The following is an 11,992-nucleotide window of genomic DNA, read 5'->3' on the forward strand; positions in this document are numbered from 1 at the left end:
GCAAGTCCTTTAGATAGTCTCAGAGTGTTTGTTGAAGAATATCAGAAAGCTAGCGGTAAAGGGACTTGGTCGATTGTCTGATAATAAGTTCGATAGGTGGCAGTCGAACTTGATGTCTATTGCCACTTAACAAATTAAGAATTGATTCTGCACAGACAACGCCGACTTCTTCAACGGGTTGACGCATCGTGGTGAGCGCAGGGGTAAAGTAAAACGAGGTCGGAAGATCATCAAAGCCTACCACTGAGATATCTTCTGGTACACGATAACCGTGATCATGCAGGGCTTTGATCGCCCCATAGGCCGTTTGGTCATTGGCAGCGAAAATGGCACTGAAGTGACCCTTGGATTCAATCAATTCCCTAGTCAATTGATAACCACATTCACTGCTGAAGTCGCCTTGTTTAATCAGTTTTGGCTGAACTTTGATTCCAGCCTCTTGCAACGCTTTCTTGTAGCCGACAAAGCGTGCGACCGCATCGGGTTGGTTGAGTAGACCTTTAATATGGGCAATGTTTAAGTGACCTTGTTGAAGTAGGTGCAAGGTCGCCATGTAACCACCAAGTACGTTATCGACGTTAACGCAGCGCACCCGTTCGCCAATCACATCATAGCCAACGGCGACAACAGGGATGTTATGCGCGTACTCAAGGATTTGTTTCTCGGTGAGGCTGCCGGTGACAATGATGACGCCATCAACATTACTTTTAGACAAGTAGTCGAGAGCATGAGATTCAAGTTTGTTTTTCCAGTGTCCGGTCGCGATAACCAGAGAGTAGCCTTGTGCATTGAGGACTTTCTCCATGTCATTCAGAATACGGCTTGTGTGCGGGCTCTCGGGGTTTTGCACCAGAACGCCGATGGTCATGGAGCGCGTGTTGCTGCCCTGATTCATGCTGTAGTTAGGCTTATAGCCTAGTGTTTTTATTGCTTGCTCAATGTTGTGGCTTTTTTCATCAGAGACGTAAGTTGTCCGATTGAGAAAACGCGAAACAGTACTGGGTGAGACGCCAGCAAGTTTGGCGACATCATAGATAGAGGGGGATTTATTCTTCTTTTTTGATTTCATCGAACCAACAACAAAGCAAGCCTAGTACTGAATATAGAAAACACCCAGTCAGAGCTCAATACAACTGATAGGGAAGTGAGAGGTCTATTAATAAGCCGATGCTAAGTGAGCATCGGCTTACTCATACTTTTAGAAGGTGGCCAGTGAATTTTCACTCAAGGCATCAAACAGATGAACCGCATCTAAATCGAGATACAGAGTCAGTTCATTGACATCAACTTCCGCCGCCTGTGTTTCTACCATCAGTGGCTGCCCCGCTATTTCCGTTTTTAGCAGTATGCTTGCGCCCAGCAGTTCTTTGTCCTTGATCTTGACCGGTAACGGCAGAACCCGATCATGGTCCACCTGTTCGGCACGCAGGTGGATATCCGTTGGTCTAACACCGAAGTGAAGTGCCAGATTTTTAGAGGCATGCGCGTGGAAGCGTTGTGGAAGTGGGATGCGAACATCACCAAGCTCTATCTGCCAATTGCCTTCTTCGCCAACCAATTGTGCGTCAAGCATGTTCATCGATGGGTTACCAATGAACTGGGCAACAAACTTATTAGCAGGCTGCTGGAACACTTGTGTTGGTGTGCCTACCTGTGCGACATAGCCATCTTTGAGAATGACAATACGATCAGCAAGTGTCATGGCTTCTATTTGGTCATGGGTGACGTAGATAGTGGTTGTTTGTAGTTCTCTATGAAGCTGCTTGATCTCTTCGCGCATGGTACCACGCAGCTTGGCATCTAAGTTTGAAAGTGGCTCATCAAACAAGAACACTTTTGGGGTGCGCACCATAGCTCGCCCCATTGCAACTCGCTGACGCTGTCCACCAGAAAGCTCTTTAGGTTTGCGATCGAGAAGTGGCTCCAGTTCCAACATTTTTGCTGCTTTACGCACTTCAACATCAATCTGGCTTTTTGCCATACCTTTGAGCTTGAGGGCAAAGGCGATGTTTTCGTATACCGTCATATGTGGGTAAAGTGCATAGCTTTGGAATACCATCGCTAAGTCTCTATCTTTGGCATCGATTTTATTCATCAGCTTATCGCCAACAAGTATCTCGCCAGCAGTGATACTTTCTAGGCCAGCCAGCATGCGTAGCGTGGTTGACTTGCCGCAACCAGACGGACCGAGGAAAACCACAAACTCACCATCGTTGACGGTGAAATCGAAGTGTTTCACTACCTCAACATCGTCGTAAGACTTCTTGATGTTTTTGAATTCAACTTTAGCCATTACACATTCTCCTCTCGGCGCTCAAGTAGCATGTTACGGTAAGCAATGGCGCTCTGTTTTAGCGTACGTTTTTGGGTTTCATACTCAACGTGCACGATACCGAAACGCTGCTTGTAACCAAATGCCCACTCGAAGTTATCCATTAGGCTCCATGCGAAGTAGCCTTGTACGTTGACACCAGATTTAATAGCGCTATCCACCGCTTCTAAGTGTGCTTGGAAATAGTTAACACGCTGGGTGTCATCCACTTCACCATTGATACAATCGTCTTTACCAGCTGCGCCATTTTCAGTGATGTAAAGTGGCGGCAGGTTGTTGTAACGGTCGTTAAGACGGAGTAGTAGATCAGTGAGTGCTTGTGGGTAGATCTCCCAGCCGATAAAGGTATGTTCATTTTCTGGCTGAGGCACGTCTTTGATATCACCATTTTCATCAAAGCGAACCACGCAGCGGGTGTAGAAGTTAATACCGATAAAGTCCAAGTCGGTGCGGATAATGTCGAGATCGCCCTCTAAGATCATCGGCATATTGTGAGATTGACGCTCAAGAACTAACTGCGGATATTCGCCTTTCAGGACTGGGTCCATAAACCAGTGGAAACCTTCTGCATCTGAATACTCAGCAGCAGCCACATCGCTATCGTTTAATGGGTATGCTGGTGTGGCATTGAACACACAACCATGCATGGCGTTAGGGGCATTCTTACGCATGTGAGGAATCGCTAAGCCATGAGCTAGCATTAGGTGGTGAGCCGACAAAAAGCCTTCGCGTTCGCCCTTAATACCCGGCGCATGGATTCCCCAACGATATCCTAGGTACGAAGAGCAAAACGGTTCGTTAAGCGTGGCGTAGGAGTCGATTTTATCGCCGAAGTACTCACTGACTACGTTAGCGTACTGCTCAAATTTGTAAGCGGTTTCTCGGTTCAGCCAGCCGCCTTTATCTTCAAGGTACTGAGGCAGATCCCAGTGATAGAGGGTGACAAAGACTTTTAATCCACGCGCGTGACATTCATCGATGATCTGTTCATAGAACTTTAGCCCTTCTTGATTAACTACACCGTCTTGAGGAATGATGCGCGGCCATGCCATAGACAGTCGGTATGCGTCGACACCTAGCCCGTGAATCATCTCAATGTCTTGTTTCCAAAGATGGAAATGGTCACAGGCAATATCGCCGTTGTCTGCGTTATCTACTGCACCTGGCTTATTGCAGAAGGTGTCCCAGATAGATGGGCTTCGTCCACCAAGTTGAGCGCCCCCTTCAATCTGATAAGAAGACGTGGCGACGCCAAACAAGAACTCTGGGCTGCGTAATTTAGAATCAGTAGGAAGTTGGAATTTATTCATTGTTATTTAAACCTTTTAGCCTTTAACAGCGCCTGACGTCAGGCCGCTAATCATTTGTTTCGACGCGAATAGATAAGTGACAACCAGTGGAAGAATCGAAATGGTTGTACCTAGCATGACCGCTCCCCAAGGGGTATTTGGGATACCTTGGACGCTGCGTAGCGCTTGGGTAATGACATAGTTTTCTGGAGTAGTGAGTACAACAAGAGGCTGCATAAACATGTTCCAGAAGAAAACGAATTGAACGATAGCAAGTGTTGCTAGAGCGGGTTTCATCAGTGGCAGAACAACACTCCAGTAAGTTCTAAACTCGCCAGCGCCATCGAGCTTAGCTGCTTCTAACAACTCCTTAGGTACTGACGCAACCACATGTTGTCGCATCAGGAAAATGCCAAATGGTGTAGTGGTAAACGGCAGCCATACAGCTAGATGGTTATCGAGCAAGCCAAGGAATTTGACGATCATGAAATAGGGGATCAAACTGAGCACTGGTGGGATCATCATCGAGCCGACCAACATACCAAACAGCAAGGTTTTGCCTTTGAACTTGTAGACAGCAAACGCATAGCCACCCATGCTACAAAACAGCAATGAAATCGTGGTGCCTAAAAACGCGATGTAGATTGAGTTAAACATCGCTTGCCAGAAGGGCATGATTTCCAATAGCTTGGCGTAGTTAACCGCTAAGCTGTCGCCGATAGCGAAGCTGATCCCAGAGCCAAAGATCTCCGTTCTATCACGGGTGGATAGCAGTGCAGACCACAGGAAAGGGAACACGGTCATAATCGCAGAAACGATCAGGACTACAGCAAGTAATGCCATCAGCAGCTTGGTAAATATCTCTAGGCTACGATCACTTGGTCGCCAGCTAGGAGAAGTTATCGAGTTTGTCGTCATCTTATTGCTCTCCCAGACCTTTTTTACCGAAGAAGAAGAATTGAATTGCGGTACAGCCAGCAATCAACATAAACAGCAGCCAAGAGATCGCTGAAGCGGTGCCCATTTCAAGCCACTCCCAACCCACTTTGTACAAGTACATTGAGATGGTTAAGCCAGATTGGCCGGTACCACCCGTACCACGTGTTAACACGAACGGTTCTTCAAACAGCTGCAGGTTGCCGATGATGGTCATGGTGACTGCAAAGAAAATAAATGGACGAATCATAGGCAGTGAAATGCTCCAGAAGCGACGCCAAGCGTTAGCACCATCCATACGGGCGGCTTCAAGAATATCCTTTGGAATTGTCATCAAACCGGTTGTGTAGAGCACAATGTTGAAGCCGGTGTATTTCCAGAACACCATAATTGCGATAGACGGTTTCACCATGGTGGCGTCATCAAGCCAACGGATTGGTTGGTAGTCATTTACCCAAGCAAATGCCCAGCCAAACAAAGAGCTATCCGCCAATGCCATCAAGCTTTGGTTAATGATTCCTGAGTTGGGTGAATACATGTTGAAAAAGATCAGCGATGCTGCAACCGTCGAGGTAATGAAAGGCAGAAAATACGCGGATGTTAGCCAGTGGCGAAGACGATCACTCATCGAGACCAAAATGTAGGCAACGGGGAGAGCGACTAAGTGCTGTGCCACACCTGACGTAATCGCAAGCCAGAGTGTGTTTTTTAATGAGCGCCACAACCAAGGGTCGGTTAGGGCAATGTGGTAGTTCTCTAGCCCCACATAGTCCATAGCGCCAAGGCCTTCGACCGGGTTCCACTCATGAAAAGAGAGATAGATAGAAAAAAGCAGTGGGAAAATCCCAAATACCGAGAAAATAATCAAAAACGGCAGTAGGAATCCATACGGTGTAAGCGCTTTCAAACTCAGGCGAGAAAAAAGGCTTTCGCGTTGTGATGTTTCCATAACCTTGCTCGCTGCATGATTCATAGTAACGACCTCTAGTCAGGAAGGCGCAGCACGCCTTCCTTTCTTACCAAATATGTAACCAATTAAAGATTGCGTGTACGACGCTTAATCATGCGTTCTGCTTCTTTGAGTGCAGTTTTGATGTCTTTACCTTCATCAAGCACTTCCATCAGAGCATTTTCTAAGATTATCGAGCGAGCAACGTGGTCACCTTTAGCCGGAGCGACAGGCTTGATGTTTTTCGCCACATCAGCAAACAGCAAACGGGCTTTTTGACCGCCGAGGAATTCGACTTCCTCTTGGAACAAAGCATCATCGTAGGTTTGGGTGTTGGCTGGGAATGCCGCAATGGTTTCAAAGTGCTTAAGTTGAATATCACGACGCGTTGTCATGTACTCGATCAGTTTCCACGCTTCATCTTGGTGTTTTGACTGAGTTGGAATTGAGAGGAAAGAGCCCCCCCAGCTACCATAGATACCATCTGGCAGGTGAGATACGCCCCAGTTACCTGCGGTTTCAGGTGCGATCCAGTTATTGAGGTGACCAAGCAGCCATGCACCAGATAACTGAGTGGCAAAGGTGCCATTGCGGAAACCTTCATACCATTCGTTTGACCACGCTAAGATTCGTGCATCTAAGCCTTTTTCACGGATCTCTTTTGCCACTTCGAATGCATGCACAAAGCGTTCAGAGGTGACCACAGGGTTACCGTCTGTATCGAAGTAGAGCCCTTCTCCCTCAGGCACAGTGGTGAAGATAATCGCTTGGGCAACGTCGGCCGCAGAAGCGATCAGGTAAACGTCTTTTTTCTTCAGCTCTTCACCCGCTTTGATGTAAGAATCCCAGTCTTTGATCGCCTGGTTTACAGCAAGGCCCGCTTTAGCAAACACATCACTGCGGTAGTACATTACCCCAGGGCCTAGGTCGACAGGCATACCATAAACATCACCGTCGGCACCTTTACCCTGCGCCCAAGCATAAGGAGCAAAACTCTCGGCAAATTTATCGGCACCATAGTTTTCAGATAGGTTAACCAGGCCGCCAGAAGCGACAAAAGGGCCAATCTTTTCAACATCAACGACAATAACATCGCCTGCACCTGAGCCGGTCGCAAGGTTAGTGGTCAGTTTGGTGTGGTGGTCGCCGTGATTGTTCATCAGGTAATCGACCTTGATTCCTGTCTCCTTTTCGAAGTCAGGCAGCAGAACCTTGAGGCTGCTATCGAAGTCTGGGAAGCCGTCAAAGCGAATGTTTGAATCGGCGGCGTTGACTGTCGTAGCAAGTCCAAGTGCGGTGACAGTGGCAAGCGTCAAAGTTTTTAGTTTCATCTTCTTGTCCTTAAATGACTTTATTTAGAGTTGTTTTACTGAGCTTCGAGGCACTAGGGTAGGTGACAGTTTGAAGCTCACATCTCGCTTGTTTTTGTTGAGTATTTGAATAACCAGTTGAACCGCTTCGGCACTCATTTGCTCAATGGGAAAATTCACGGTTGTAAGCGGCGGCGAAATATAACGAGCAAACAAAATGTCATCGAAACCAATCAGTGACACCTGTTCTGGGACCTGAATGTTGTGCTCTTTCAATACCTCAAAAGCGCCGAACGCCATATGATCATTACTGGCAAAAACGGCGGTAAAAGGGCGTTCACGCTTGAGCAGCTTACGCATTGCGCTAATGCCAGACTCTTCGGTAAAACCGGCCTCTGAAATCAGTGCTTCGTCGAACAGGAGTCCCGCTTCTTCAATCGCCTTGCGGTAACCCTGCAGACGCCCCCGAGCATCTGATTTGTCCAGAGGGCCGGTAATACATGCAATGTCGCGATGCCCCATTCGCAACAAATATTCGGTTGCCAGTTGGCCCCCTAACTCGTTATCAATTTCGATACAGTTCTGCGCTAGTTCCGGTACGAAACGATTGACCAAAACCAAAGCCACTCCTTTTGCTTCAAGCTCAGTAAGGTAGTCATCTGAGAGGTGTTGAGTGTGCAAAATCATTGCATCGACTCGACGCCCAAGTAGAAATTCCACCGACTCACGTTGGCCCTGTTCGGTATTTGAGCCAGCAGTGACGATTACGTGATAGCCAAAACGGCGTAGCCTTTTTTCAATACTATGCAGGATGCCAGAATAAAACGGACCACCGAGCTCAGGGACTATGATGCCAATGCTGCCAGTGCGGCTAGATGCGAGGGCCTGAGCAATCGAGTTTGGGCGGTAACCCAGAACTTGAATGGCTTTCTCAACCTTGAGCTTTTTGTCATGGCTTACTCGACTCGTGCCATTGATGACGCGAGATACTGTCGCTTGAGAAACGCCTGCATACTCAGAAACATCTTTTATGGTTGCCACAACTTACCTCTACAACTGCTTTTCACCTAAACGCATGAACGTTTTCGAAACCGCTTTCATGAGGCTTAGTATTAAAGATCTTAGTTAAAGCCTATGTGAGAAAAATCACACTCAAATAAGCCCTGAAAAGCCTTATTGTTCAAAGGATGAAGCGGTATGCAGTTTCGATATGCTTCATGAAACTGTTTCATGAAATGGTTATTTGATGCACAAATGTATTGCTGAGATGATTGAATCTAGGTTTTGTTACCGACAAAAAAGAGCCGCTAAAAAGCGGCTCAAATGGTTTGGAGTTAAGTTGAAGCGGCTAGCAGAATATTGTTAGATTGCTAGCGAAATAGTTGGACAGTATTGTGCTGATTACCACCAGGCTTCCCACATGGCGCCTAGGCTAAAGGTATCTTGCTTAGCGGTTGTTGTTGCGGTTGCTTTATTGTCGACTTCACCTGCAGTTGCGTAGAAGCGGAGCATTGGACGTGCACCAGATCCCCAATCAAAGGCGATGTTTTGTGAAAGCGTCACTTTCCAACCAGAGTTGTCATCAGAGGCTCTGGCGTAGTCTACTACTTGATAACCTGCTTCCAACCAAGTCGAGTGGACATCATTCCAGAAGTACATAGGGCGAACGATGGCACTGTAGTTGGTTCGCTCATCTTCGACCTTTGAAGAGCCATCGACTGAATAATCGTGGTAGGCAAGCAAGTACTCAACAGCGGCACTTTCACCAAGAGTAGAATTACCTTCAAAGCTCGCATAGAGCGTCGTCAGATTATCGGTTTTCCAGAAAACACCATTATCCGCGTTATCAGAGTATCTTAGTACCAGTCGGTTGGAGCCATTGTCATTTGGGCGAGAGAAAACCGCTCCTAGTTGGTACGCATTAATGCTTTTTTCATCATCAATCGCTTCTGAATCAAATCCGTAGTTAGCGTATAGTTCAAGGTCGGCGAATCCAAGATTGATGCCATGCAGTTTAGAAGTGAAAGCGTAAGCGCCACTGTCGCCAGTACCCGCACCACCAGTACAATTGATTGAAGGATTAGCACCTGGTTCTATCGTTGGGCTACAGCTGTCAACGGCACCGACTACGCCAAAATCAAGTTTGACCGAGCCAAGTTCTAGGTTGTTGATACCCCCTCCTTGGCCATCGTGCATCATCCAGAAGTAATCATTAATGCCTTGTTGTGGACGCTGGTGGAAGTCACGCCCTGCCCATACATAAGCGTTGGGCTGGCTTTCAAATACATTGGTTGCACCTGCGTAGGCTTTTTTGATGTTTACCTCATCGCCCCAATGGTCGAACATCACGACAACATCCCAGATAGCACCGTTGTCACTTTGAAAGACCTTTGCCAACTGAAACTCCCCGCCATTGCCTTCGTTGCCTAAACGACCAATCGCTGACGAGCCATTAAATGAACCATCGACCTGAACATATTTCTGGTCACCGGATTGGTAATGTGCGCCATAGCGAGCATAGCCAGAGAAGACCACTCCAAGAGGAACCTCAATATCAGGTGATAGCACGGCAGGTTGCTGGTCGTTGACGTAATCGGTCTGCATCCGGCTTTCCAGTTCCTGGATGCGTTGTTCGAGTTCCTGTAGTTCAGTTTCAGTAGCAAACGAGGTGACGGAAGCAAGCGAAGCTGCCACTGCAATTGAAATAGGCAATAGCTTAAGTTTTTTCATGATAATTCCCTATATGACATTGTGTTTTTGTTCTATTGGGAATTTTAAAAAATGAAACAACTGAAAAGGTGTGATTGCTTCACATGACACAGAGGGTGTGGAGTGTCATGAAACTACATGCTAGAGGAATGGCTAGCTTTGTTGATTAAAAACAGAATCATACAGTAAGTTTTTGAACCTGATGAACTATTTGAAATCGCTTTCATTTCATGAGCTTCTCTAAGTAATGTCACGTTTAATAAATAAGCGTTAAGCTTAAAAATTCGTTTTGTCACTGAGAGGTTTCATCATTATGAAAGTTTTCTACAATGTGAAAGGGGCTTACAGCCGTCCATTCACAAGGCTAGCGAATTTGTAAGCATCCAAGCGGCAATTAGCATGGCTAAGAATAATGTCAGTGCTGATAAAGTGCCTGCAGCCACTCCTAACAGCATAACTATACGTTGGGTCACAACATACCTCCATTTTATTGATAATCATTATCATTTAACCGATTTTGCGTATCGGATGCAAGTTGTTAAGATGTGAAGAGTCTTTTACGCTGTCAAAACACCATGATTCCGCTAATTTATCACGCCATTTACTCTGAATTACCTTTGCCTGAAGGTCACCGTTATCCCATTAACAAATATCGCTTGCTGTTTGAGGCGATAGAGCAGCAACGAGCGGAGGATACTAAGTGGAACAATACGTTTCGCTATGTTCAGCCCCAAGCTGTTTCGCAGCAGGAAGTGGAGCAAGTTCATTGCCGCGAATACATTCAACTACTGACTTCTGGCACATTAGCTGCGCCTAAAATGCGTCGAATCGGCTTCCCTTGGAGTGAAGAACTGATTACACGGACGCTGACATCGGCGGGTGGAACTTGCGAGACAGTCAGCCAATGTCTTGATTACGGTGTTGCTATCCACTTAAGCGGCGGGTATCACCATGCTCATTATGACTTTGGCAGTGGCTTTTGCTTGGTCAATGACCTAGTACTAGCGGCTAAGCGAGCGCTGACATTGGAAGGTGTCGACAAAGTTCTTATCGTTGATAGCGATGTCCATCACGGTGATGGCACGGCAACTCTGTGTGAGGATGAGGCGTCGATTGTGACTTTATCTTTTCACTGTGAGAAAAACTTTCCGGCCCGCAAGCCAGACTCGGATCTCGACATTCCGTTAGCCAGAGAAACTAGGGATGACGAGTTTTTACCAACGTTTCGTTCTGTCGTTGAAATGGCGGTGAATCTCCATCAGCCAGATTTGATTGTTTATGACGCAGGAGTCGATATTCACGAAGACGATGAACTCGGGTATTTGAACGTGTCGAGTGAAGGTATTTTTGCCCGAGACGTGTTTATGTTTGAACTTGCAAAACAAAAACAGATACCAATCGCTTGCGTGGTTGGCGGCGGTTATCGTAGCCAGCATCAAGACCTTGTGCCAATCCACATGCAATTGATTCGAGCCGCATTTACGGTTTACGCGATATAGAGGAACTAAGATGAAACAGAGAATACGAGCGGCAGGGATTTTGATAGAAAACGGAGCCATGTTACTGGTGAAAGTGCGAGACTTTACTGGTGAGTATTGGATTCCACCCGGTGGCGGAATGGAACCTGAAGATCGTAGCAGCAAAGCGTGTCTAATCCGCGAGTTTAAAGAGGAAGCTGGAATCGATGTAGAAGTCGGTGAGCTAATTTGTGTACGGGAATTTTTAGAAACCCATTGCCAACGCTACCATGCGGAGTTTTTCTATCGTATTACGAGTTACCAAGGCACGCCACATATCGAAAACCTTACAGGGCTCAATGATGAAGAGTTCATTCAATCGGTCGAGTGGTTGCCATTAGAAGAGCTGGCTGATGTCCGATTGTATCCAGTGGAGCTCAAAGACAAGCTACCTGAGATGATTCGCATGCAGCAGTATTCAATTCATCTTGGCAGTTACGTTCAGGGAGAACATGAGGACGTGGATCATTTGTAAACGCGAAGCGATAAGAGCCCAGCTCTTTAATTCACGATATTGAATCGTTAGAGGCTGTTTCAATTGCCCTGATTGAATAAAGCTTTATCCAAAAATGACGAAAGCCCGCTAATTGCTTAGCGGGCTTTCTGAATGTGGCGGAGAGATAGGGATTTGAACCCTAGATACGCTATTAACGTATGCCGGTTTTCAAGACCGGTGCTTTCAACCACTCAGCCATCTCTCCGTTGGTGAAGCGAATAATATAGAGGTTGAGAAAAGTTGTAAACCCCTATTTTTACTGTTTGCTTTATTTGTGAGCGCTTGATTAGAAAAAAGCAGCCAAACGGATGTTTTTTAAACTTTTTAAGCGGTTAAAAGCAATAAAGAGAGCCGAAGCTCTCTTTATTTAGGTGTATGGTCGGACTGACTGGATTTGAACCAGCGACCCCCGACACCCCATGACGGTGCGCTACCAAGCTGCGCTACAGTCCGA

Annotated in this window: 10 protein-coding genes and 2 tRNA genes; 2 read left to right on the top strand and 10 right to left on the bottom strand. The window is 46.6% G+C overall.

Annotation, left to right across the window (positions count from 1 at the left end):
- Positions 1–49 precede the first annotated feature (49 nt).
- From RH45_RS13250 to RH45_RS13285, 8 genes are all read right to left on the bottom strand, one after another.
- Positions 50–1,069 (bottom strand): LacI family DNA-binding transcriptional regulator, encoded by a 1,020-nt coding sequence (locus RH45_RS13250; protein WP_008077973.1) that lies wholly within the window; start codon positions 1,067–1,069, stop codon positions 50–52.
- A gap of 129 nt (positions 1,070–1,198) precedes the next feature.
- Positions 1,199–2,293 carry an ABC transporter ATP-binding protein gene (locus RH45_RS13255; RefSeq protein WP_008077974.1) on the bottom strand — a complete coding sequence of 365 codons (1,095 nt, stop codon included), beginning with the start codon at positions 2,291–2,293 and terminating at the stop codon, positions 1,199–1,201.
- On the bottom strand, positions 2,293–3,642 hold the full coding sequence (locus tag RH45_RS13260) for a GH1 family beta-glucosidase (protein WP_008077975.1): 1,350 nt from the start codon (positions 3,640–3,642) through the stop codon (positions 2,293–2,295). Before RH45_RS13260 ends, RH45_RS13255 begins: the two co-directional genes overlap by 1 nt.
- A gap of 15 nt (positions 3,643–3,657) precedes the next feature.
- Positions 3,658–4,539: a carbohydrate ABC transporter permease gene (locus tag RH45_RS13265; protein ID WP_008077976.1), complete on the bottom strand. Its 882-nt coding sequence runs from the start codon at positions 4,537–4,539 to the stop codon at positions 3,658–3,660.
- A 1-nt stretch (position 4,540) separates the two neighbouring features.
- The gene (locus RH45_RS13270; protein WP_008077977.1) at positions 4,541–5,530 is read right to left on the bottom strand and encodes a carbohydrate ABC transporter permease; all 990 of its coding nucleotides are present in this window, start codon (positions 5,528–5,530) and stop codon (positions 4,541–4,543) included.
- Between the two features lie 62 nt (positions 5,531–5,592).
- A complete protein-coding gene (locus tag RH45_RS13275) occupies positions 5,593–6,837 on the bottom strand; it encodes an ABC transporter substrate-binding protein (RefSeq protein ID WP_008077978.1) in 1,245 nt (414 codons plus the stop codon).
- Between the two features lie 24 nt (positions 6,838–6,861).
- Complete coding sequence (locus RH45_RS13280) at positions 6,862–7,857, bottom strand: LacI family DNA-binding transcriptional regulator (protein WP_008077980.1); 996 nt, start codon at positions 7,855–7,857, stop codon at positions 6,862–6,864.
- Positions 7,858–8,217: 360 nt separating this feature from the next.
- Positions 8,218–9,546: a carbohydrate porin gene (locus tag RH45_RS13285; protein ID WP_008077981.1), complete on the bottom strand. Its 1,329-nt coding sequence runs from the start codon at positions 9,544–9,546 to the stop codon at positions 8,218–8,220.
- Positions 9,547–10,100: 554 nt separating this feature from the next.
- Between RH45_RS13285 and RH45_RS13290 the strand changes: the two genes are divergently transcribed.
- Both RH45_RS13290 and RH45_RS13295 read left to right on the top strand, forming a co-directional pair.
- A complete protein-coding gene (locus RH45_RS13290) occupies positions 10,101–11,024 on the top strand; it encodes a histone deacetylase family protein (RefSeq protein WP_008077982.1) in 924 nt (307 codons plus the stop codon).
- Between the two features lie 10 nt (positions 11,025–11,034).
- Positions 11,035–11,517 (top strand): NUDIX domain-containing protein, encoded by a 483-nt coding sequence (locus RH45_RS13295; RefSeq protein ID WP_008077983.1) that lies wholly within the window; start codon positions 11,035–11,037, stop codon positions 11,515–11,517.
- 135 nt (positions 11,518–11,652) lie between these two features.
- Here RH45_RS13295 and RH45_RS13300 read toward each other — a convergent pair.
- Positions 11,653–11,743: transfer RNA gene (locus RH45_RS13300), tRNA-Ser, on the bottom strand.
- A gap of 171 nt (positions 11,744–11,914) precedes the next feature.
- A tRNA-Pro gene (locus tag RH45_RS13305) sits at positions 11,915–11,991 on the bottom strand.
- Position 11,992 lies beyond the last annotated feature (1 nt).

Origin of the sequence: Vibrio sinaloensis DSM 21326, assembly GCF_000189275.1 — a bacterium.
Classification (GTDB): Bacteria; Pseudomonadota; Gammaproteobacteria; order Enterobacterales; family Vibrionaceae; genus Vibrio; species Vibrio sinaloensis.